This window comes from Rugosimonospora acidiphila, assembly GCF_039543385.1.
GTDB lineage: Bacteria > Actinomycetota > Actinomycetes > Mycobacteriales > Micromonosporaceae > Rugosimonospora > Rugosimonospora acidiphila.
In genome coordinates this window covers 1-21,884 of the sequence record NZ_BAABJQ010000056.1, presented here as the reverse complement: position 1 = coordinate 21,884, position 21,884 = coordinate 1, and the positions used below count along the sequence as shown (strand labels likewise).

Annotated in this window: 21 protein-coding genes; 2 read left to right on the top strand and 19 right to left on the bottom strand. The window is 72.2% G+C overall.

The features are described 5' to 3' along the window. Positions 1-16: 16 nt before the first annotated feature. Genes ABEA87_RS41335 through pyrR form a run of 6 tightly spaced genes read right to left on the bottom strand, consistent with a single transcriptional unit; the run spans position 17 to position 8,331 of the window. A complete protein-coding gene (locus ABEA87_RS41335; protein WP_345639250.1) occupies positions 17-1,063 on the bottom strand; it encodes a quinone-dependent dihydroorotate dehydrogenase in 1,047 nt (348 codons plus the stop codon). Between the two features lies 1 nt (position 1,064). Next, the gene (gene carB, locus ABEA87_RS41330) at positions 1,065-4,502 is read right to left on the bottom strand and encodes a carbamoyl-phosphate synthase large subunit (protein WP_345639249.1); all 3,438 of its coding nucleotides are present in this window, start codon (positions 4,500-4,502) and stop codon (positions 1,065-1,067) included. Continuing rightward, positions 4,495-5,607 carry a glutamine-hydrolyzing carbamoyl-phosphate synthase small subunit gene (gene carA / locus ABEA87_RS41325; RefSeq protein WP_345639248.1) on the bottom strand — a complete coding sequence of 371 codons (1,113 nt, stop codon included), beginning with the start codon at positions 5,605-5,607 and terminating at the stop codon, positions 4,495-4,497. The genes carB and carA overlap by 8 nt, the downstream gene beginning before the upstream one ends. Further along, complete coding sequence (locus tag ABEA87_RS41320) at positions 5,604-6,881, bottom strand: dihydroorotase (RefSeq protein ID WP_345639247.1); 1,278 nt, start codon at positions 6,879-6,881, stop codon at positions 5,604-5,606. The genes carA and ABEA87_RS41320 overlap by 4 nt, the downstream gene beginning before the upstream one ends. Further along, positions 6,878-7,792 carry an aspartate carbamoyltransferase catalytic subunit gene (locus tag ABEA87_RS41315; protein WP_345639259.1) on the bottom strand — a complete coding sequence of 305 codons (915 nt, stop codon included), beginning with the start codon at positions 7,790-7,792 and terminating at the stop codon, positions 6,878-6,880. Before ABEA87_RS41315 ends, ABEA87_RS41320 begins: the two co-directional genes overlap by 4 nt. A 14-nt stretch (positions 7,793-7,806) precedes the next feature. Continuing rightward, positions 7,807-8,331: a bifunctional pyr operon transcriptional regulator/uracil phosphoribosyltransferase PyrR gene (gene pyrR / locus ABEA87_RS41310; protein ID WP_425571046.1), complete on the bottom strand. Its 525-nt coding sequence runs from the start codon at positions 8,329-8,331 to the stop codon at positions 7,807-7,809. Positions 8,332-8,625: 294 nt separating this feature from the next. On the opposite strand from pyrR, the gene bldD reads away from it, so the two are divergent. Further along, the gene (gene bldD / locus ABEA87_RS41305) at positions 8,626-9,111 is read left to right on the top strand and encodes a transcriptional regulator BldD (RefSeq protein WP_345639246.1); all 486 of its coding nucleotides are present in this window, start codon (positions 8,626-8,628) and stop codon (positions 9,109-9,111) included. A 77-nt stretch (positions 9,112-9,188) separates the two neighbouring features. Here bldD and nusB read toward each other — a convergent pair whose 3' ends face one another. From nusB to aroB, 4 genes are all read right to left on the bottom strand, one after another. Next, a complete protein-coding gene (nusB, locus tag ABEA87_RS41300; protein ID WP_345639245.1) occupies positions 9,189-9,599 on the bottom strand; it encodes a transcription antitermination factor NusB in 411 nt (136 codons plus the stop codon). Between the two features lie 27 nt (positions 9,600-9,626). Further along, on the bottom strand, positions 9,627-10,184 hold the full coding sequence (gene efp, locus ABEA87_RS41295; protein ID WP_345639244.1) for an elongation factor P: 558 nt from the start codon (positions 10,182-10,184) through the stop codon (positions 9,627-9,629). Positions 10,185-10,269: 85 nt separating this feature from the next. Beyond that, entirely contained in the window at positions 10,270-10,695 is a 426-nt protein-coding gene (aroQ, locus tag ABEA87_RS41290) for a type II 3-dehydroquinate dehydratase (protein WP_345639243.1), read from the bottom strand. Beyond that, positions 10,692-11,756 (bottom strand): 3-dehydroquinate synthase, encoded by a 1,065-nt coding sequence (aroB, locus tag ABEA87_RS41285; RefSeq protein WP_345639242.1) that lies wholly within the window; start codon positions 11,754-11,756, stop codon positions 10,692-10,694. The genes aroQ and aroB overlap by 4 nt, the downstream gene beginning before the upstream one ends. A 142-nt stretch (positions 11,757-11,898) precedes the next feature. Between aroB and ABEA87_RS41280 the strand changes: the two genes are divergently transcribed. After that, entirely contained in the window at positions 11,899-12,645 is a 747-nt protein-coding gene (locus ABEA87_RS41280) for a hypothetical protein (protein ID WP_345639241.1), read from the top strand. On the opposite strand, the gene ABEA87_RS41275 is transcribed toward ABEA87_RS41280, so the two are convergent. The 9 genes from ABEA87_RS41275 to ABEA87_RS41235 all read right to left on the bottom strand — a co-directional run bounded on the left by ABEA87_RS41275 (position 12,635) and on the right by ABEA87_RS41235 (position 21,623). Further along, positions 12,635-13,171, bottom strand: a complete 537-nt coding sequence (locus ABEA87_RS41275; protein WP_345639239.1) for a shikimate kinase — start codon at positions 13,169-13,171, stop codon at positions 12,635-12,637. The genes ABEA87_RS41280 and ABEA87_RS41275 overlap by 11 nt on opposite strands. Continuing rightward, complete coding sequence (gene aroC / locus ABEA87_RS41270) at positions 13,168-14,373, bottom strand: chorismate synthase (protein WP_345639238.1); 1,206 nt, start codon at positions 14,371-14,373, stop codon at positions 13,168-13,170. The genes ABEA87_RS41275 and aroC overlap by 4 nt, the downstream gene beginning before the upstream one ends. Positions 14,374-14,432: 59 nt before the next feature. Then, positions 14,433-15,257: a shikimate dehydrogenase gene (locus ABEA87_RS41265; protein ID WP_345639237.1), complete on the bottom strand. Its 825-nt coding sequence runs from the start codon at positions 15,255-15,257 to the stop codon at positions 14,433-14,435. A gap of 71 nt (positions 15,258-15,328) precedes the next feature. Further along, entirely contained in the window at positions 15,329-16,597 is a 1,269-nt protein-coding gene (gene mltG / locus ABEA87_RS41260) for an endolytic transglycosylase MltG (protein WP_345639236.1), read from the bottom strand. Then, positions 16,597-17,199 carry a Holliday junction resolvase RuvX gene (gene ruvX / locus ABEA87_RS41255; RefSeq protein WP_345639235.1) on the bottom strand — a complete coding sequence of 201 codons (603 nt, stop codon included), beginning with the start codon at positions 17,197-17,199 and terminating at the stop codon, positions 16,597-16,599. Before ruvX ends, mltG begins: the two co-directional genes overlap by 1 nt. Continuing rightward, positions 17,196-19,874, bottom strand: coding sequence for an alanine--tRNA ligase (gene alaS, locus ABEA87_RS41250; RefSeq protein WP_345639234.1), 2,679 nt, complete (start codon positions 19,872-19,874; stop codon positions 17,196-17,198). The genes ruvX and alaS overlap by 4 nt, the downstream gene beginning before the upstream one ends. Then, positions 19,874-20,134 (bottom strand): hypothetical protein, encoded by a 261-nt coding sequence (locus ABEA87_RS41245; protein ID WP_345639233.1) that lies wholly within the window; start codon positions 20,132-20,134, stop codon positions 19,874-19,876. The genes alaS and ABEA87_RS41245 overlap by 1 nt, the downstream gene beginning before the upstream one ends. A gap of 15 nt (positions 20,135-20,149) precedes the next feature. Further along, on the bottom strand, positions 20,150-20,632 hold the full coding sequence (locus ABEA87_RS41240; protein WP_345639232.1) for a DUF948 domain-containing protein: 483 nt from the start codon (positions 20,630-20,632) through the stop codon (positions 20,150-20,152). A 190-nt stretch (positions 20,633-20,822) separates the two neighbouring features. After that, entirely contained in the window at positions 20,823-21,623 is an 801-nt protein-coding gene (locus ABEA87_RS41235; RefSeq protein ID WP_345639231.1) for a hypothetical protein, read from the bottom strand. Between the last annotated feature and the right edge of the window lie 261 nt (positions 21,624-21,884).

The following is a 21,884-nucleotide window of genomic DNA, read 5'->3' as shown; positions in this document are numbered from 1 at the left end:
ACCTCGCCGCGCTCGCTCATCGCACGGCCCTGACGATCGCCTTGGCCAGGCCGGGACCGTGGTAGATCAGGCCGCTGTACAGCTGGACCAGGCTGGCACCCGCGTCGAACATCCGCAGCGCGTCGTCCGGCGTCATGATCCCCCCTACCCCGATCACCGGTAGCTCCGTGCGCTTGCAGACGAAGGTGACCACATCCAGGGCCCGCCGGGTCAGCGGACGGCCGGACAGGCCGCCGGCCTCGCCCGCCACCCCGGTCGGCTGGCCGCCGGGCGGTCCACCCAGGCCGTCACGGGACAGCGTGGTGTTGGTCGCGATCAGGCCGGAGACCCCGTGCTCCGCGCACACCTCCAGCACCTCCCCGATCGCGTGGTCGGTGAGATCGGGCGCGATCTTGACCAGCAGCGGCGTCGTTCCCGCCTCGGCCCGCAGCGCGCCGAGCAGGGCACCGAGCTGATCGCGATCCTGCAGGCTGCGCAGCCCGGGGGTGTTGGGCGAGCTGACGTTGACCGCCAGGTAGTCGGCGTACGGGCGAACCGCCCGCAGCGACGTCAGGTAGTCCTCGACCGCCTCGTCCAGCGGGGTCACCTTCGACTTGCCGAGGCTGATGCCCAGCGGCACGCGGCCGGGGCCAGCGGCGGCCAGCCGTGCGGCCAACGCGGCGGCGCCGGCGTTGTTGAACCCCATCCGATTGATGATCGCCTCGTGCGCGGGCAGCCGGAACAGCCGCGGCCGGGGGTTACCCGGCTGCGCCCGGCCAGTGACCGTGCCCGCCTCGACGAACCCGAAGCCCAGCGCCGCCCAGGCGGGCAGCGCCCTGCCGTCCTTGTCCACCCCGGCCGCCACCCCTACCGGGTTCGGGAAGCGCACCCCGAACACCGTGCGCGGTGCCGCCGGGGCGCCCAGGCCACGCAGCAGGGCCAGCGCGGCCGGGCGCCCGGAGGCCCACTCCAGCCGGCGCAGCGTCCACTCGTGGGCCCGTTCGGCGTCGCCGCCGCCCAGCCGGAACAGCACCGGCCGGGCCAGGCGACGGTACGCGGCACTCGTCCGGCCCGCGGCCGGCATCTCAGCCGGCCGCTTCGCGCATGGCGGCGTGCAGCTCCTGCAGCGACCGCACCGACATCTCGCCGCGGATCAGCGCCTCGATGCCCATCACGGCCGCGGACGCGCCCGGGACCGTGGTGATGCACGGGACGTCGTGCGCGACGGCCGCGCTGCGGATCTCGTACCCGTCCCTGCGCGCGCCCGGCCCCTGCGGCGTGTTGATCACGAGGCCCACCTCGCCGGCCTCGATCAGCTGAACCGCGTTCCTCACCGGCGTCTCCGGCTGGTCCGGCCCACGAGTTCCCTGCTCGTAGCGCCGGGGCACGATCTCACAGTCGATGCCGTGCCGGCGCAGCACCTCGCCCGTGCCGGAGGTGGCGACGATCTCGAAGCCGAGGTCGGCCAGCCGCTTGACCGGGAAGATCATGCCGCGCTTGTCCCGGTTGGCCACCGACACGAAGATCTTTCCGCCGATCGGCAGCGAGCCGTAGGCGGCGGCCTGCGACTTGGCGAACGCGTGCCCGAAGGCCCGGTCGATGCCCATCACCTCGCCGGTGGACTTCATCTCCGGGCCGAGCAGGTTGTCCATGCCCTCGCCGGCCGGCGTGCGGAACCGCTTGAACGGCAGCACCGCCTCCTTGACCGCGATCGGCGCGCTGGCCGGCAGCGCGCCGCCGTCGCCGTGGCCCACCAGCAGCCCGCGCTCGCGCAGCGACGCGATGGTCTCGCCCATCATGATCCGGGCGGCGGCCTTGGCCAACGGTACGGCGGTGGCCTTGGACACGAACGGTACGGTCCGCGACGCGCGGGGGTTGGCCTCCAGCACGTACAGCACGTCGTCCTTGAGCGCGTACTGGACGTTGAGCAGCCCGCGCACCCCGATGCCCCGGGCGATCGCCTCGGTGTGCCGGCGCACCTCGGCGATGTGGTCGGCGCCCAGGGTGATCGGCGGCAGCACGCAGGACGAGTCGCCGGAGTGGATGCCGGCCTCCTCGATGTGCTCCATCACGCCGCCCAGGTAGACCTCGCCGGTGGCGTCGCACAGCGCGTCGACGTCGATCTCGATGGCGTCGTCGAGGAACCGGTCGACCAGCACCGGATGCGACGGCGAGATCTCGGTCGCGCGCTCGATGTAACCGCGCAGCGTCGGCTCGTCGTACACGATCTCCATGCCCCGGCCGCCCAGCACGTAGCTCGGCCGCACCAGCACCGGGTACCCGATGGCGTCGGCGATCTTCTTGGCCTCGGTGAACGACGTGGCGGTGCCGTACGCGGGCGCCGGCAGCCCGGCCTCGTCGAGCAGGGCGCCGAACGCGCCCCGGTGCTCGGCCAGGTCGATGGACTCCGGCGAGGTGCCGACGATGGGCACTCCGGCGTCCTTGAGCCGCTGCGCCAGCGACAGCGGGGTCTGCCCGCCCAGCTGCACGACCACCCCCACCACACCCTGGCCGCCGGCCGCCTTGCCGGACGAGTCCTCGGCGTGCCAGACCTCCAGCACGTCCTCGAAGGTCAGCGGCTCGAAGTAGAGCCGGTCGGCGGTGTCGTAGTCGGTCGACACCGTCTCCGGGTTGCAGTTGATCATGACGGTCTCGTACCCCGCCTCGCGCAGCGACATCACCGCGTGCACGCAGGAGTAGTCGAACTCGATGCCCTGCCCGATCCGGTTGGGCCCGGAGCCCAGGATCAGCACCTTCGGCCGGTCCGACGGCATGACCTCGGACTCCGCCCCGGCAAAGCCGGCCGGGTCGACATCCATCCCGCTCGACAGCTCGTAGGCCGAGTAGTGGTACGGCGTCTGGGCGGCGAACTCCGCGGCGCAGGTGTCCACGGTCTTGTACACCGGCCGCAGGCCGAGCCGGTGGCGCAGCACCCGCACCCCGTCCTCGCCGGCCAGTTCCGGGCGCATGGCCGCGATCTGCCGGTCGGACAGCCCGGCCCGCTTGGCCCGGCGCAGCAGCGCGCGGTCCACCACCGGTGCGCTGTCGATCTGCGCGCGCAGCTCCACCAGCGAGGCGATCTGGTCGACGAACCACGGGTCGATGCCCGACGCCTCGGACACCGCGGTCACGCTGGCACCGAGCCGCAGCGCGTACTCCACCCCGTACAGCCGGCCGTCGCGGGGCACCCGCAGCGCGGCCAGGGCGCCCTCGATCGTGGTCGGCTCGTGGTCCGGCTCCAGCGCGCCAGCGCTGGTCGATCGCCCCCGAGTCCAGAATCCTGCTTCATTGGTGTCCATCGAGCGCATGGCCTTGCCCAGCGCCTCGGTGAAGTTGCGGCCCAGCGCCATCGCCTCGCCGACCGACTTCATGGTGGTGGTCAGCTCCGGGTCGGCGCCCGGGAACTTCTCGAACGCGAACCGGGGGATCTTCACCACCACGTAGTCCAGCGCCGGCTCGAAGGCCGCCGGGGTCTTCAGGGTGATGTCGTTGGGGATCTCGTCCAGCGTGTACCCGATGGCCAGCTTCGCGGCGATCTTCGCGATCGGGAACCCGGTCGCCTTGGACGCCAGCGCGCTGGACCGGGACACCCGCGGGTTCATCTCGATGACCACCAGCCGCCCGTCGGCCGGGTTGACCGCGAACTGGATGTTGCAGCCGCCGGTGTCCACGCCGACCTCGCGCAGCACCGCGATGCCCAGGTCACGCATCCGCTGGTACTCGACGTCGGTGAGGGTCATCGCCGGCGCCACGGTCACCGAGTCGCCGGTGTGCACCCCCATCGGGTCCACGTTCTCGATGGAGCACACGACCACCACGTTGTCGAGGCGGTCGCGCATCAGCTCCAGCTCGTACTCCTTCCAGCCGAGCACGCTCTCCTCGATGAGCACCTCGTGCACCGGCGAGGCGGCCAGGCCGCCGCCGGCCAGCCGGTCCAGCTGCTCCTCGGTGTGCGCCATGCCCGAGCCCAGCCCGCCCATGGTGAAGCTCGGCCGGATGACCACCGGCAGCCCCAGCTCGACGACGGTCTCGCGGACCTCGTCCATGCTGTGGCACACCCGCGACCGCGGCACCAGGTTCTCGCTGCCCAGCCCGATGCGCTCACCGGCCCTGGCCACGACCTCCTTGAACAGCTGGCGGTCCTCACCCCGGCGGATGGCGTCGATGTTCGCGCCGATCAGCTCGACCCCGTACTTCTCCAGCACGCCGGCCTCGTGCAGGGCGACCGCCGTGTTCAGCGCGGTCTGCCCGCCCAGCGTGGCCAGCAGCGCGTCCGGCTTCTCCCGGGCGATCACCTGCTCCACGAACTCGGGCGTGATCGGCTCCACGTACGTGGCGTCGGCGAACTCGGGGTCGGTCATGATGGTCGCCGGGTTGGAGTTGACCAGGCTGACCCGCAGCCCCTCCGACCGCAGCACCCGGCACGCCTGCGTGCCCGAGTAGTCGAACTCGCACGCCTGGCCGATGACGATCGGCCCCGAGCCGATGACCAGGACGTGCGACAGGTCTGTGCGCTTAGGCATTCGGGCCTCCCAGCAACGCGGCGAACCGGTCGAACAGGTAGTCGGCGTCGTGCGGACCGGCCGCCGCCTCCGGGTGGTACTGCACCGTGAACGCGGGTACGTCCCGGCAGCGCAGCCCCTCGACCACGTTGTCGTTCAGGCACACGTGGCTCACCTCGACCGCGCCGAACTCGGTCTGCACCTCGCCGTCGCGCGGCGCGTCGACCGCGAACCCGTGATTGTGCGAGGTCACCTCGACCTTGCCGGTGGCCCGGTCCATCACCGGCTGGTTGATGCCCCGGTGCCCGTAGCCCAGCTTGTACGTGCCGAAGCCCAGCGCCCGTCCCAGGATCTGGCTGCCGAAGCAGATCCCGAACAGCGGCACCTTCCGGGCCAGCACCTCGCGGGCGAGCGCCACGGCCCGGTCGGCGGTGGCCGGGTCGCCCGGCCCCGGCGAGAAGAACACCGCGTCGGCGCCGACCGCGGCCACGTCCGCGAAGGTGGACGACGACGGCAGTACGTGCGTCGTCACCCCGCGGGCGGCCAGCCGGCGGGCCACGTTGCGCTTGATGCCGAAGTCCACCGCGGCCACCGTGAACCGGTGCTCGCCCTGTGCCGGCACCACGTACGGCGACGCCGTGCTCACCTGCGCCGACAGGTCGGCACCGAGCATCTGCGGCGCGGCCAGCACCCGCTCGCGCAGGGCCTTCGGGTCGTCGTCCACGCTCGACAGGCCCACCCGCATCGCGCCACGCTCGCGCAGGTGCCGGGCCAGTGCCCGGGTGTCGACCCCGCTGATGCCGACGACGCCCTCGGCGGCCAGCCGGTCCTCCAGCTCGCCGCGGCGGCGCCAGTTCGACGCCAGCCGGGCCGGGTCGCGCACCACGTAGCCGGCCACCCAGATCCGACCGGACTCGTCGTCCTCGTCGTTGACCCCGGTGTTGCCGATGTGCGGTGTGGTCTGCACCACCACCTGGCGGTGGTACGACGGATCAGTCAAAGTTTCCTGGTAGCCGGTCATCGCGGTGGCGAACACCGCCTCGCCGACGGTCTCCCCCACGCTGCCGTAGGCCTCACCGTGGAAGGTTCGCCCGTCCTCGAGGACCAGAATCGCCTCGCGCCTCACTTCAGTGCCTTCCCATCCAGTACCGTCGGCCGCCCGTCGAGGAGTGTCGCCACTACTCGCCCCGGCAGCTCCATCCCCGCGTACGGCGTATTGCGCGACAGCGAGGCGAACTCGGCCGGCTCCACCACCCAGGTGGCCGCCGGATCGACCAGGGTCAGGTTCGCCGGCACACCCGGCGCCGGGTCCCGACCGTGCTCGGTCAGCCCGGCGATCCGCGCCGGCACCCGGGACATCCGCTCGGCGATGCCGTCCCAGCTGAGCGCCTTGGTCGACATCACGATGGACAACGCCGTCTGGAGCCCAAGCATGCCCGGCCGCGCGTATTCCCACTCACACTCTTTGTCCTCGATCGTGTGCGGCGCGTGGTCGGTGGCCACCGCGTCGATCACGCCCTCGGCCAGCGCCGCGCGCAGGGCGGCCACGTCGGCGTCGGTGCGCAGCGGCGGGTTGACCTTGAAGACCGGGTCGTAGGACTCCGCCCGCGCGTCGGTGAGCAGCAGGTGGTGCGGGGTCACCTCGGCGGTGATCCGGATGCCGGCGCGCTTGGCGCTGCGGATGATCTCCACGCTGCCCGCCGTGGACACGTGGCAGATGTGCAGGCGGGCACCCACGTGCCCGGCCAGCAGCGCGTCCCGCGCGATGATCGCCTCCTCGGCGACCGCCGGCCAGCCGGCCAGGCCCAGCCGCGCGGACGCCTCGCCCTCGTGCATCTGCGCGCCGGAGGTCAGCCTGGGCTCCTCGGCGTGCTGCGCGATCACCCCGTCGAACGCCTTGACGTACTCCAGCGCCCGGCGCATCAGCCGCGGATCGCTCACGCAGTGCCCGTCGTCGGAGAACATCCGTACGGCGGCCGCCGAGGTCGCCATCGCGCCCAGTTCGGCCAGCCGCTGGCCACCCAGGCCCACGGTGACCGCGCCCACCGGCTGCACGTGGACCAGCCCGGCGGCCCCGCCGAGCCGCCAGACCTGCTCCACCACGCCGGCGGTGTCCGCCACCGGGTCGGTGTTGGCCATCGCGCAGACCGCCGTGTACCCGCCCAGCGCCGCGGCACGGGAGCCGGACTCGACCGTCTCGGCGTCCTCCCGGCCGGGCTCGCGCAGGTGGGTGTGCAGGTCGACCAGGCCGGGCAGGGCGACCAGGCCGCCCGCGTCGATCACCTCGGCGCCGGCCGCCACGGCGTCGCGGCCCACGGCCGCCACCACCCCGTCGCGGATCAGCAGGTCGGTCGGCTCGGCGCCGATGATGGACGCGCCCTTGATCAGGTACGTCGTCACGCTTGTCCCCCCAGCAGCAGATAGAGCACGGCCATCCTCACCGACACCCCGTTGGCGACCTGCTCGACGACCGTCGAGCGGGGCGAGTCGGCCACCTCGGGCGCGATCTCCATGCCCCGGTTCATCGGCCCGGGGTGCATCACGATCGCGTGCTCGGGCAGCCGGCGCAGCCGGGCGATGTCCAGCCCGTACCGCCGGGTGTACTCCCGGGCGGAGGGGAAGAACGAATCCTCCATCCGCTCCCGCTGCACCCGCAGCGCCATCACCACGTCCGCGGTGGGCAGCACCGCGTCCAGGTCGTAGCTCGTCTTGACCGGCCAGGCGTCGACGCCGACCGGCAGCAAAGTGGGCGGCCCGACCAGCGTCACGCTCGCGCCCAGCGTGTGCAGCAGCAGCGCGTTGGACCGGGCCACCCGGCTGTGCAACACGTCACCGACGATCGCCACCGTCAAACCGGACAGCCGGCCCAGCCTCGACCGCATCGTGTACGCGTCCAGCAGCGCCTGAGTGGGGTGCTCGTGGGTGCCGTCGCCAGCGTTCACCACGCTCCCGTCGACCCAGGCGGCCAGCCGGTGCGGCGCGCCCGAGGCGGAGTGCCGGATCACCACGGCGTCGGCGCCCATGGCCTGCAGGGTCAGGGCGGTGTCCTTGAGGCTCTCGCCCTTGGACACGCTGGACCCCTTGGCCGAGAAGTTGATCACATCGGCGGACAGCCGCTTGGCGGCGGCCTCGAACGAGATCCGGGTCCGCGTCGAGTCTTCGTAGAAGAGATTGACGACCGTACGCCCGCGCAGGGTGGGCAGCTTCTTGACCGCCCGCCCGGACAGCGCCGCCAGCTCGGCCGCGGTGTCCAGCACCCGGGTGGCGGTGGCCGCGTCCAGGTCCGCGGCGGAGAGCAGGTGACCGCCCATGCTCAGGTTCTCCGTCACGCCGTCGCCTCCAGCCGGACCTCGTCGCCGCCGTCAGTCTCGGCCAGCCGGACCCGCACGTTCTCGGTGAGCGCCGTCGGGATGTTCTTGCCCACATAGTCGGCCCGGATCGGCAGCTCCCGGTGTCCCCGGTCGACCAGCACGGCCAGTTGGACCAGCCGGGGCCGGCCGAGGTCCTTCAGCGCGTCCAGGGCGGCGCCCACGGTGCGCCCGGAGAACAGCACGTCGTCGACCAGGATCACCTGCTTGCCGTCGATGCCGTCGGTGGGCAGGTCGGTGTGCCCGACCGCGCGGGTGCCGCGCAGCCGCAGGTCGTCGCGGTAGAGCGTGATGTCCACCGCACCCGCTGGGGGCAGCACGCCCTCGAACGCCTCGATCCGGGCGGCCAGGCGGTGGGCCAGCGGTACGCCGCGAGTGGGGATGCCGAGCAGCACGCAGTCGCGGGCGCCCCCGGTCTTCTCCAGGATCTGGTGGGCTATCCGGTCGACGATTCGGGCCAGATCAGCACCGTTTACGACAATCTTGGCGGCGACCTGGCCGGTCGCGGCCGTACCGCCAGTGTCGGTCTCGCCGATTGAGGATGGGTACGCCAAGGCGGACCTCCTTCCCCGCCTCACGGGACGGGCCTTAAAGGATGTCGGGACTGCTCACACGCCGGATCACCAGGCGTGGAACGACTGCGGCGAGCCTACCAGCAGCGCAGATCGCGAAACGGGAAGGTCACAACACTTGACCAAGTGTCGCTTCCCGATTACGGTCACGCTCCGTAGCGATCGCCGGGGAGAGGCCCGGAGCCAGTGACTGGGAGTGTCCACATGCCCTCTGAGTACGCCAAGTCCCTGGGCGCCCGCCTGCGCTCCATCCGCCAGCAGCAGGGCCTGTCCCTGCAGGGTGTGGAGGAGAAGTCAGCAGGGCGCTGGAAGGCCGTCGTGGTCGGTTCGTACGAGCGCGGTGACCGCGCCGTCACCGTGTCCCGGCTGGCCGAACTGGCCGACTTCTATCGGGTACCAGTGGCCGAACTGCTGCCCGAGGGGAGTGGCGTTCGTCACGAGTCCGCCGGGAAGATCGTTCTCGACCTCGAGAAGCTGTACGACCAGACCGACGCCGACCTGTCCTACGTCGCCAAGTACGCCCGGGCCATCCAGCAGCAGCGCGGCGACTACAACGGCCGGGTGCTCTCGATCCGCGCGGACGACCTGCGCGCGCTCGCCATTGTCTACGACTCGTCGCCGTCCGGCCTGGTCGAGCGGCTCACCGAGCACGGGGTCCTGGTCACCGACCCCCGTTCACTGTTCGCGTGATCTGCCACACCCCGCTGGCCCCGCTACGGCGAGGCCGGCGGGGTCAGCGGGTGGGGCGCGGGATCAGCGGTTGAGGCTCAGCGCGTGGCGTACTCGGCGATGCGGCCGAGCACGCCGTTGAGGAACCGGGGCGAGTCGTCGGTGGAGATCTGCCGGGCCAGCTCGACCGCCTCGCTGATGGCCACCGCGTCGTCGATGTCGTCGCGGTAGAGCAGCTCGAAGACGGCCACCCGGGCCAGATTGCGGTCTACCGCCGGCATCCGCTCCAGTGTCCAGCCTTCGGCGTAGCTCGCGACCAGCTCATCGATCCGGCTCAGGTGCTCCGCGACCCCCTCGACCAGCGAGATCGCGTAGTCCAGGTAGCTGGGCCGGGGACCCTCGATGCGGCTGACCGACGACTTCAGTACCTCGTCGATCGGCGCGCCACGCAGATCCGCCTCGTACAACACGTCCAGGGCGCGCTTGCGCGCCTTACGACGCGCGGGCATCGGCGTTTTAGGACCCTCGGCCATGGATCAGGCGCGACCGAGGTAACGGCCGTCGCGGGTGTCGACCTTGATCTTCTCACCGGTCGAAACGAACAGCGGAACGTGAACGGTCGCGCCGGTCTCCACGGTCGCCGGCTTGTTGCCGCCCGTGCTGCGGTCACCCTGCAGGCCCGGCTCGGTGTACGTGACCTCCAGCACCACGCTGGTGGGCAGCTCGATGTAGAGCGGCACGCCCTCGTGAGTGGCGACCGTCACCTCGGCCTCCGGCAGCAGGTACTTCGAGGCCTCGCCCACGGTGGCGCCCGTCACCGGCAGCTGGTCGAAGGACTCCAGGTCCATGAACACGAAGTCGTCGCCGTCGGCGTAGAGGTACTGCATGTTCCGCTTGTCCACGGTCGCGGTGTCGACCTTGGTGCCGGCGTTGAAGGTGCGATCCACGACCTTCCCGGACAGCACGTTCTTCAGCGTGGTCCGCACGAAGGCGCCGCCCTTGCCGGGCTTGACGTGCTGAAACTCCACGACGGACCACAATTCCCCGTCGAGATTGAGAACGAGTCCGTTCTTGAGGTCGTTCGTGGTGGCCATGTCCCGCCTAACCGCATGATTGTCTATTTCCGCCTGTGGACCGCACAAGTGTAGCGGCGCCCCCAGGCCAGCGGCGGGACAGGTGTCACCGGCGGGACAGGTGCGCGAGCGCCAGCCGGTAGCCGTCCACGCCCAGCCCGCAGATGACCCCGGTGGCCACCGCGGAGATCACCGAGTGGTGCCGGAACTCCTCCCGGGCGTGGATGTTGGAGATGTGCACCTCGATCAATGGGGCGCGCAGCATCGCGCAGGCGTCGCGCAGCGCGTACGAGTAGTGCGACCAGGCACCCGGGTTCAGCACGACGGCGGCCTGCTCGTCGGCGGCGGCGTACAGCCAGGCGAGCATCTCCGGCTCGGCGTCGGTCTGCCGCACCTCGACGTCCAGGCCTAGCTCCTTGCCGTTGCGTACGCAGTCGGCGACCAGGTCGGCGTAGGTGGTGGAGCCGTAGACCGAGGGCTCCCGAAGCCCCAGCCGGCCCAGGTTCGGCCCGTTGAGCACGTACACCTTCATTCGATGCCCACCTCCTCGTACGCGGCCCGCAGAAGGTCCTCCGGCGGCGCGTCCAGGATCTCCGGCCGGGCTAGGCCGCCCAGGACGACGAAGCGCAGCCGGTTGCCCCGGGACTTCTTGTCCACCCGCATCGCCGCGTGCAGCTCCGGCCAGGCCCGGATCGAGTACTCGACCGGCAGGCCCAGCCCCGCCAGCACGGTGCGGTGGCGCAGGGCGGTGGGCTCGTCGAGCCGGCCGGCGAGCCGGGCCAGGGCGGCGGCGTAGACCAGCCCGACCGAGATGGCGTGGCCGTGCCGCCAGGCGTACCGCTCCCGCTTCTCGATCGCGTGGCCCAGCGTGTGCCCGTAGTTGAGGATCTCCCGCAGCCCCGACTCGCGCAGGTCCTTGCCCACCACGTCGGCCTTCACCCGGACCGCCCGCTCGACCAGCTCGCGCAGGTGCCGGTCGGGGTCGTCCTCGACCAGGTCGAGGATGGCGGGATCGGCGATGAAGCCGCACTTGACCACCTCGGCCAGCCCGGCCACCAGGTCGACCCGCGGCAGCGTCCGCAGGGTGGACAGGTCGCACAGCACCCCGGCCGGCGGGTGGAACGCACCGACCAGATTCTTCCCGGCCGCGGTGTTCACCCCGGTCTTGCCGCCCACCGCCGCGTCCACCATGCCCAGCAGGCTGGCCGGCAGCTGGACGACCGGTACGCCGCGCAGCCAGCAGGCGGCCACGAAGCCGGCCACGTCGGTGACCGCGCCGCCGCCCACGCCGACCACCCCGTCGGTGCGGGTGAATCCGGCCTGGCCGAGCGCGTCCCAGCAGCGGGCGGCGACCTCGATGGTCTTGCCGGCCTCGGCGTCGGGCAGCTCGATCGGCAGCGGCGCGATGCCGGCCGCGCGCAGGGCGTCGGCGACCCGGGCCGCGTACTCCTTCAGCGGCGGCGCGTACAGCACGGCGGCCCGCGCGGCGCCCGCCAGCAGCGGCGGCAGCTCCCCGAGCAGGTCGTGACCGACGAGCACCTGGTACGGCCGCTCGCCGCCGACCTCGATGGTGGTGATCTCACTGTCGTTCATCGCCGGTGAGCCTATCGCCCGCGCGGCCCCGCCCCGGCGCGCACCGGCGGCCGGCTCGGCCCGCCGATACCTGCTTGACGCGTGAGGCTAATAGCATTAGCCTCTCAGCTACTTGTCCTCGCCAAGCGACGGGAGCCCCACCATGACTGGCCAGCCGCCGACCACCCTGACCCCCACCGGCCTCGCGGTGCCGAGCGAAGCCCCGACCGAAGCCCCGAGCGCACTTCCGAGCCGGCCCGCGCTGCGTGCGCTGACCGTCGCGGCGGGCGCCGCGTACACCGTGTCCTGGGTGGTCGGCCTGCTCGTCGCGCCGGCCTCCACCGCCGTCGGGTCCTCGGGCCGGCAGGTGCTGGCCGGCCTGGCCGGGCACGAGGCGGCGGCCACCGCGCAGTACCTGCTGACCGAGGGCGCGCCGGCCGTCTTCCTGGCGATCGTGGCGCTCACCCTGGCCGGGGCCGCGCGCCGGACCCTGCCCCGCGCGGCCCGGGCCGCGCTGGCCACCGGCCTGTCCGCGGCCGGCATCTCGTTGGTCCAGTGCGTGCTCGGGGTCTACCTGACCGGCGCCGTGGCACCCAAGGGCGACGCGGGTACGGCGGGCACGCTGACCGGTTGGGTCGACCACCTGGACGGCGTGAAGATGCTCGTGCTCGCCGGTCTCGCACTTTCCGCGGCCGCGCTCAGCGGACCCCGGCGGGTGCTGCCCCGCTGGTTGGCCCCCACCGGCTGGGCCACGGCTGCGGCGCTGGTCGTCTCCGGCGTCGGGTACCTGTTCACCATCGGCGCGCTGTCCGCCGCCGCCTACCTGTCGCTGCCACTACTGCTGATCCTGGTCACCGGCACGGGCATCGCACCGCACCGGTCCGAGCGCCGGGGCCCGGCTACTCGTTGAGTTGTTCCAGCACCTCGGCCGCCACCTCTTCGGGGGTGCGGCCGTCGGTCTTCACGGTCACCGTGGCCACCTCCGCGTAGAGCGGGCGGCGCTGGTCGAGCAGGTACTTCATGGTGGCCCTGGGGTTGAGCTCCAGCAGCGGTCGACCGGCGCCCATGCCGACCCGGCGCATCGCGTCGGCGAGCTCCACCGACAGGAACACCACCCGGTGCCCGCGCAGCGCCCGCCGGGTCTCCTCGGCCATGATCGCGCCGCCGCCCAACGCCAGTACCCCACCGAAGCCGGCCAGCGCGGCGACGACCGACTCCCGCTCCAGGGCGCGGAAGTGATCCTCCCCGTCGTCGATGAAGATCTCCGGGATCGGCTTGCCGGCCAGCGCCTCGATGTCGGCGTCGACGTCCCGGAACGGCACCCCGAACGCCTCCGCGAGCAGCTCGCCGACCGTGGTCTTGCCCGCGCCCGGCGGGCCGACCAGCACCGCGACCGGCCGGTCGGCTCCCGGCTCGGCGTCTCCCGGCCCGGTCACCGGATCACCAGGCTGTCCAGGTACCCGGCCACGTTGCGGCGCATCTCCGCGACGGAGTCGCCGCCGAACTTCTCGGTCGCCGCCTCGGCCAGCACCAGCGCCACCATCGCCTCGGCCACCACCGCCGCCGCCGGTACCGCGGCGGTGTCCGAACGCTGGTTGATCGCCGTGGTGGCCTCGCCGGTGGCCACGTCCACGGTCGACAGCGCCCGGTTGAGCGAGGAGATCGGCTTCATGGCGGCCCGTACCCGCAGCGGCTCGCCGGTGGTGATGCCGCCCTCCAGGCCGCCGGCCCGGTCGGTCATCCGGCGCACGGTGGCGATGACGCCGGGGCGGGCCGGGGCGTCATCGACCAGCGCGATCTCGTCGTGCGCCTGCGATCCGCGCGACCGGGCCTGGGTGAACCCGTCGCCGATCTCGACTCCCTTGATCGCCTGGATCGACATGAGCGCGCTGGCGAGCCGCGCGTCCAGCTTGCGGTCCCACTGCACGTGGCTGCCCAGGCCCGGCGGCACCCCGTAGGCGAGCACCTCGACGATGCCGCCCAGGGTGTCCGCGTCCCGCTTGGCGGCGTCGATCTCCTCGACCATCCGCGCACTGGCCTGCGGGTCCAGGCAGCGCACCGGGTCGGCGTCGATGCGCGCGGCGTCCTCCGGCCGGGGTACCAGGCCCGACTTGACCGCCACGCTGCCCAGCTCGATGACGTGCGACACGATCTCGATGCCCAGCGCCTGGCCGATCAGGGCCTTGGCCACCGTGCCGACGGCGACCCGGGCCGCCGTCTCCCGGGCGCTGGCGCGCTCCAGGATCGGCCGGGCGTCGGCATGCCCGTACTTCTGCATGCCGGCCAGGTCGGCGTGGCCGGGCCGGGGCCGGGTCAGCGGCGCGTTGCGCGCCTGGCTGGCCAGGACCTCCGGGTCCACCGGGTCGGCCGCCATCACGGTCTCCCACTTGGGCCACTCGGTGTTGCCCACCCGGATCGCCACCGGCGAGCCGAGGGTCCGCCCGTGACGCAGGCCACCGAGGAACTCGACCGCGTCCTGCTCGAAGGACATCCGCGCACCCCGGCCGTACCCGAGCCGGCGGCGGGCCAGCTCACTGGACACCTCGGCACTGGTCACCTCAATCCCGGCGGGTACCCCCTCCAGGACAGCGACCAGGGCCGGGCCATGGGACTCCCCAGCGGTCAACCAGCGCAGCACAGATCCACCCTTCGTTCCGGCGATTCCGCGCACAAGTCTGGCACGCTGGGCGGGCCCGGCTAACGCTGGGCGGCCGCCTCCCGCAATGCGGCATCCATCGCGGCCACCGGGGCGGGCAGCCCGGTGAACAGGGTGAACTGGTGTACCGCCTGGTTGAGCAGCAGGTCCAGGCCGGACACGATGCGCAGCCCCCCCGCCCGGGCGGCGGCGGCCAGCGGGGTCGGCCAGGGGTCGTACAGGGCGTCGAACAGCACCGCACCGGGCCGCCAGGCCGGCCGTACCGCGTCGGCGACCCCCTTCGGTACCGTCGAGATGATCAATTCGGCGGAGCCGGCCCGGTCGGCGTGCGCGAAGTCCACGTGGGTCAGCAGCACGCCCAGCCGCTCGGCGACCGGGCGCAGCTGGTCCACTGCCTCGGCTCGTCGGGCGTACACGTCGATCATGGGAGCGCCCAGTTGGGCCCCGGCGGCCAGCGCCGCCCGGGCGGTACCCCCGGCGCCCAGCACCGCTACGCGCTCGACCGCGGTCAGCCCCGCCGAGCGCAGCGCGTCGACCATGCCGGGGGCGTCGGTGTTCTCGGCGAGCCAGCCGTCCGGCCCGTGTACCAGAGTGTTGGCGGCGCCCAGCGCGGCGGCGACCGGGGTCACCCGGTCCGCGACCGACAGCGCCACCTCCTTGAGCGGCATGGTCAGCGACAGCCCGGCCCAGTACGGGCCCAGGCCGGCCACCAGGTCGGCCAGCTCGGCCTCGGCGCACTCGATCGCCGTGTAGCGCCAGTCCGCCAGCCCGATCGCGGCGTACCCGGCGTTGTGCAGCACCGGCGAGAGCGAGTGCGCCACCGGCTTGCCGAGCACGGCGGCGCGCCGCCCGACCTCATTGACCATGCCGGCCAGTCTGGCATGTCCCGCCCCGGCAGCCTCCAACGCCGGGGCCACCGGGCTCGGTCGGCCCGCCGTCAGGGGGTGCAGACGCCGATGTTCACGCCGTTGTTCTTGGCCTTCTGGGTGTCGGCGCAGAACTGCGAGTACGTCGGGGCGAAGGCCGTGGTGCCGTTCTTGTCGATGGCCAGGAAGAAGTAGTTGTTCGACGACGGTGCGGTCATCGCCCCGGTCAGCGCGTCGGCACCCGGGTTGCTGATCGGGCCGGGCGGCATGCCGGGCTTGTCGTACGTGTCATACGGGTTGCTGGTGTCGTGCAGCTGGCTGTAGGTGAGGTCCCCGGACTCCAGCGGCGCCTTGCCGGTCACCCGCAGCCAGTAGTTGACGGTGCTGTCCAACTGGAGGCAGCTGCAGCTCAGGCCCACCTGCTGGGTCTGCGTCGCCGGCTTGTACGCCCGGTTGTACAACACCCGGGCGACGCCGGGCATGTCCTGCGACCGGACCGCCTCGACCTGCGCGATCGACGCGGCGATCAGCCCCTCGTACGGCGAGATGCCGAACTTCTGCTGGACGGTGTCGACGAAGTCCAGCTTGGTGGCCTCCTGGATGAAGCCGTTGACCATCGTCTTGAGGATGGTGGTGGCGTCCGTGCCCGGATCGAATTCGTAGGTGTCCGGGTAGAGGAAACCCTCGATGGAGTGCGGAGTGGGCACCGGCTTGCCGTCCTCCCGGGTGAACCAGGTGGACGGAACGCCCAGCGCCTCCGGGTTCGCGGCGGCCTTCTTGAAGTCGGCCACGGGGATGTTGGTCGCCTTGGACAGCGTGTCGAAGATCTGCAACGAGATCAGCCCCTCGGGGATGGTCACCGTCTCGGACACCTTGTTGACCAGCTTGTTGTTGCCGTCGCGGGCCAGCAGGGCGCTGACCGCGAGCGAGGCCTTCATCTGCTTGTGCAGCTTGTAGAAGCCGGGCTCGACGTTCTGGCTGTCCGGATTGTCGGTGAACGCGTTGACGAACGCCTTCGCGCTCTCCACCACGCCCGCGGTGACCAGCTTGTTCCCGATGTCGGTGCCACCGTCTCCGGGCGACACCTGAACCGTCACCGAACCGGTGCCCGGGCCCGAATAGTCCTTGACGGCGAAGTAGTCCTGCACCTTGCCGAAGCCGTACCATCCGGCGCCGCCGAGAATGCCGAGCAGGACCAGGGTCATCAGGAGGGCGGCGACGGTGCGGCCACGGCGACGCTTGCGCGGGCCGCCTCCCGAACCACGGGCTCCGCGACGTTTACGGCGGTGCCGGCCGCGGTCGTAGTCGTCGTCGAACGCCAGGTCCAGGTCGTCGATCATTACCTTCGCCTCCGCTGGTTGTCGAGCCAGCCCTGCAGGATCTCCACAGCGGCCACCTGGTCGACAACTGCTCGTTGACGCCTCCCCCGGACGCCTCGCTCGGACAGCCTACGGGAGGCGACCACTGTGGTCATCCTCTCGTCCGACAACCGTACGGGAACGGGCTGGATCGCGCACCCGAGCGCCTGCGCGTACCGCCGCACCTCGGCGGCCGCCAGTGCCTCCCGCCCGGCGAGGGTGATCGGCAGCCCGACCACCACCTCCACCACCTCGTGCTCGCGCACCAACGAGGCGAGTTCCGCGATGTCGGTGGGCAGGGTGGGCACCCCGGCCGGCACGGAGGGTGCCGAACCAGGCGCGGAGAGTGCCGGCGCCGGAGCGGTCGGTGCGGGAGGCGTTGCCGCCGCCGCGGCCGGCGTGGACCGGCCGCCCGTGGGCGGCCGGTCACCGGTGGTCAGGTCGCGGGCCAGCGTGACGAGCGGGCTCGCCAGAATGCCGTCCGGGTCGCTGCGGGCCACACCGACCCGGACCTTGCCAACATCAACGCCGAGTCGGACACCCCGCCGCCAAGGCCGCGTGTCCTGATCCGGGCCGGAGGTCATCCGGCGACCAGCGCCTCGATCGCCGAGAGCAGCCTGGGCGCCTCGTCGGCCGGTACGCCGCCGCCCTGCGCGAGGTCGGCGTTGCCGCCGCCCCGACCGGACAGCGCGCCCTTGACCAGGTCGCTCGCCGACAGGCCCCGGTCGCGGGCGGCGCCGTTGACCGCCACCACGAGCGACGCCTTGCCGCCAGAGCGGGCCGCCAGCGCGACCACCGCCGGCCGGGCCGCCGGGATCTTGCCGCGGATCTCCTGCGTGAGGGTGCGTACGTCCCCCGCCGAGGTGCCCTCCGGCGCCTCGGCCCCCACGTAGGCGACCCCGGCCACGTCCCGCGCCGCGTCCGCCAGCCCCGCCGCGTTGCCCAGCACCAGCTGAGCCCGCAGCTTCTCCAGTTCCTTCTCCGCGTCGCGCAGCGCAGCGACCGCCTGCTGCACCCGGTCGCCGACCTGCTCGACCGGCACCCGGAACACGTCGGCCAGCTGCGACACCAGCAGGTGCTCGCGGGCCAGGAAGCTGAACGCGTCGATCCCGACCAGCGCCTCGACCCGGCGCACGCCGGAGCCGATGGACGACTCGTGCAGGATCTTGACCAGGCCCAGCTGCCCGGAGCGGGACACGTGCGTGCCGCCGCACAGCTCCCGGGCGTAGTCGCCGACCTCGACGACCCGGACCTCGTCGCCGTACTTCTCGCCGAACAGGGCCATCGCGCCCGAGGCCCGCGCCTCCTCCAGCGAGGTGATGAACGCGTGCACCTCCAGGTCGTTGACCAGTACCTCGTTGACCTGCTGCTCGACGTCGTTGAGCACAGAGGCCGGCACGGCGCCGGGGGTGTTGAAGTCGAAGCGCAGCCGCCCGGGGGCGTTGAGCGAACCGGCCTGAGTCGCCGACTGGCCGACCAGGTTACGGATCGCCGTGTGCACCAGGTGGGTCGCCGTGTGCGCCCGGGAGATCGCCCGGCGCCGGGTCACGTCGATCTCGGCGAACGCGTCCTCGCCCACCTGGATCTCGCCGCGCACCACCCGGCCCCGGTGCACGATCAGCCCCGGTACCGGCGACTGGACGTCGAACACCTCGAGCTGGCCGCCGCCGACCGTGATCACGCCGGAGTCCGGCTGCTGGCCACCGCCCTCGGCGTAGAACGGGGTCGCGTCGAGCACCACCTCGACCGTCTCGCCCTCCTGCGCCGCGGCCAGGCCGTTGCCGCCGGAGAGCACCGCGCGGACCCGGGTCTCCCGGGACACCTCGTGGTACCCGGTGAAGTCCACCTTCCCGCCGGCGTCGAGCACCTCCCGGTACGCGGACAGGTCGGCGTGCCCGGTCTTGCGGGCCTGCGCGTCGGCCTTGGCCCGGGTGCGCTGCTCGGCCATGAGCCGCCGGAAGCCATCGGTGTCGACGTCCAGGCCCTGCTCGGCCGCGATCTCCAGGGTCAGGTCGATCGGGAAGCCGTACGTGTCGTGCAGCGCGAACGCCTTGTCCCCGGGCAGGGTGCGCCCGCCCGCCGACCGGGTCTCGTCGATGGCCAGGTCGAGGATCGTGGTGCCCTGCCGCAGGGTGGACAGGAACGCCTCCTCCTCGCCGTACGCGTACTGCGAGATGCGGCCGTATTCCTCGGCCACCTCCGGGTAGGACGGGGACATGCAGTCCCGGGCCACCGGCAGCAGCTCGGGCAGCGCGGGCTCGTTCCAGCCGAGCAGGCGCATCGACCGGATCGCCCGGCGCAGGATGCGGCGCAGCACGTACCCGCGCCCCTCGTTGCTCGGGGTCACCCCGTCGCCAATGAGCATCAGCGAGGTGCGCACGTGGTCGGCGATCACCCGCAGCCGCACGTCGTCCGGGGCGGACTCGCTGGCCGCGTGGCCGGAGTTCGCGCCGTACCGCTTGCCGGTCAGCTCCGCCGCCCGGTCGAGGATCGGGCGCACCTCGTCGATCTCGTACAGGTTGTCCACGCCCTGCAGGATCGACGCGATGCGCTCCAGGCCCATGCCGGTGTCGATGCTCTTGGCGGGCAGCTCCCCGATGATCGGGTAGTTCTCCTTGTCCGTGCCCGGACCGCGGTCGAACTGCATGAAGACGAGGTTCCAGAACTCCATGTACCGGTCCTCGTCGACCTCCGGCCCACCCTCGCGGCCGTACTCCGGCCCACGGTCCAGGTACAGCTCGGAGCATGGGCCGCACGGCCCGGGGATGCCCATCGACCAGAAGTTGTCCGTCTTTCCCCGCCGCACGATCCGATCCAGCGGCAGGCCGATCTGCTTGTGCCAGATGTCGATGGCCTCGTCGTCGTCGAGGTACACCGTGGCCCAGAGCCGGTCACCGTCCAGCCCGAAGCCGCCCTCGGCCTGGGGCTTGGTGGACAGGTCCCAGGCCAGCGCGATGGCCTGCTCCTTGAAATAGTCACCGAAGGAGAAGTTGCCGTTCATCTGGAAGAACGTGCCGTGCCGGCTGGTCTTGCCCACCTCGTCGATGTCCGGGGTGCGCAGGCACTTCTGCACGCTGGTGGCCCGAGAGAACGGCGGCGTGACCTGGCCGAGGAAGTAAGGGACGAACTGCACCATTCCGGCGTTGATGAACAGCAGGTTGGGGTCGTCAATGGCCGGCAGCGGTGCGCTGGGCACCACGGTGTGTCCGTTCGACTCGAAGTGCGCCAGGAACCGTCGCTTGACCTCCGCGGTCCTCATCAGCGGTAGCTACCTTCCTCCAGGTCAAGATCCAACGTTTCGCCCTCGGCGAAGGCGGCGTGGATCTCATCTTCACGTTCGCGCATGCCCTCGCGGACATCCTCAACAAAGTTACGAACCGAATCGACCAGACCGCCAGCGCTTTCCCGCGCCGAGGCGGCCATGCCCTGCGGGGTGAACGCCTGGGCCTTCTTGGCCGCCGCGCGAACGACCAGCGCGCCGACGGCCAGCCCGACACCGAGCCACAGTAGACGTCTCATCGCTGCTCACCCCTCCTAATTGGAGCCGCTCGCGGCGGCCTTGCGCTCGCGCTTGCGGGCCGAGCGCTGCTGCTTGATCATGTCGCGGACCTGCTGCTCCTCGTCCGCCCGCCGCCGGTTGGCCAGCGCCTTGCGCACCCCGTAGGACAGCGAGGCCACCCGGACGATGGGGCTGGACGCGGCCGAGGCCACCACGGTGGACAGGTTGGCCACGTTCGCGGTGACGATCTGCGCGTGCCCGGTGATCGTATCCAGCCGCTCCAGCTGGACATTGACCCCTTCCAGCGAGGTCTGCACCTGGCTGAGAGCCGTGTTGACCCCCTCGACCGTGGTGTTCACGTTGCCCAGCAGCGGCGCCGTGCGCTCGGTGAGGTCGTTGATCGCTTGGGTGGCCGCGTCCACGGTGTGCCGCAACTTCAGGATCGGTACCGCCAGCACGAGTACGAGCATCGCGAACGCACCCGCGGCGACCAGCGCCGCGATCTGTCCACCGGACACGCCTGTCTCCCCTCTGTCTCGCGGGCCGGCACCTGGCCGGACCGGGTAAGCGGCTCTTTCGGGCGGCCGGCTGCCGAGCCCGACCGGATGGCGACGGTCACTTCCGCCAACGGGCAGACCCTACCGTGCGTGACGGCGGTGCTCGTTACGGCCGCCCCGATCGCGGTGCCCGGCGACCGCCCGGCGGAGGTTAACCGTGCCAGTTCTTGTCGACCTGGTTGACCACTTTCGCGGTCACCAGCGCTCCGGGGCACGTGGGCGGCGGCCCACTCGCGGTAGCGGTCGGTATCAGGTCGCCCGGAAGCGTCGGGGACGGCGAGGGCACCGGCGCTCCCGGTGAGGGGGCCACCCCACTCAGGTCGCACGCCGCGTTGCGGGTCCACAGATCCAGCGCGTACTGGTCACGCTGCCAGCAGGTGTAGCTGCCGGTGCCGGGCTTCGGGCATCCCGAGCTCTGCTCTCGTACCCATCCGGCCTTGCTCAGCGCGGCCTCGAAGACCGGGTCGGTCTCGTTCGCCGACTTGCTCGAGCGCCAGGTCCGCTCCCGCAGCCGGCAGGTCTTGAGGCACCAGCGGCTGCCGCTCGAGGCGTCGACGTGCTGCACGGACGCCCAGGCCGGCAGCGAGAGCGAGTCGAGGTTCTTGACAACCGGATCCGCGCCGGCGCCACGGGCGAACAGGATGACCGGCAACACCCCGAGCAGCACCACGACGGCCACGGCCAGGACCAGGATCTGCCTGGAACGGCTCAGCCGCGGTAGCGAGCCGAAGCCGACGATCCGGCCCGCGCGCTCGGGCGGCTCCTCGCCGCCGTCGCCCGGGCGCAGCGCGGGGCGCTCCCCGGAGCCGTACCCGGCCGGCTCACCCGGGAACCCGACCTGCTCACCCGGGAACCCGACCTGCTCACCGGTACCGCGCCGGAGCGGCTCGCCGGGGCGGCGGGCGGTGGCGCGAGCGGCCGGTGCGACCGCACCGGGAGGAGGTGCGGCCACGCCACCCACCGGCGGCGCGGCGGCCCGGCCCCCGGCCGGCGGTGGAGTCGCGCGACCACCCGCGGGTGGCGGAGTCGCCCGGCCGCCCGCCGGTGGCGGAGCAGCCCGACCACCCGCCGGTGGCGGAGCAGTGGCCCGACCACCCGCCGATGGCGGCGCCGCCCGGCCCCCGGCCGGCCCGCCGGGGCCGCCCATCGGCGGTACGGCCCTGCCCCCGACCGGCGCGGCGGCGCCGCCTACCGGCGGCGGAGTCTTGCCCAC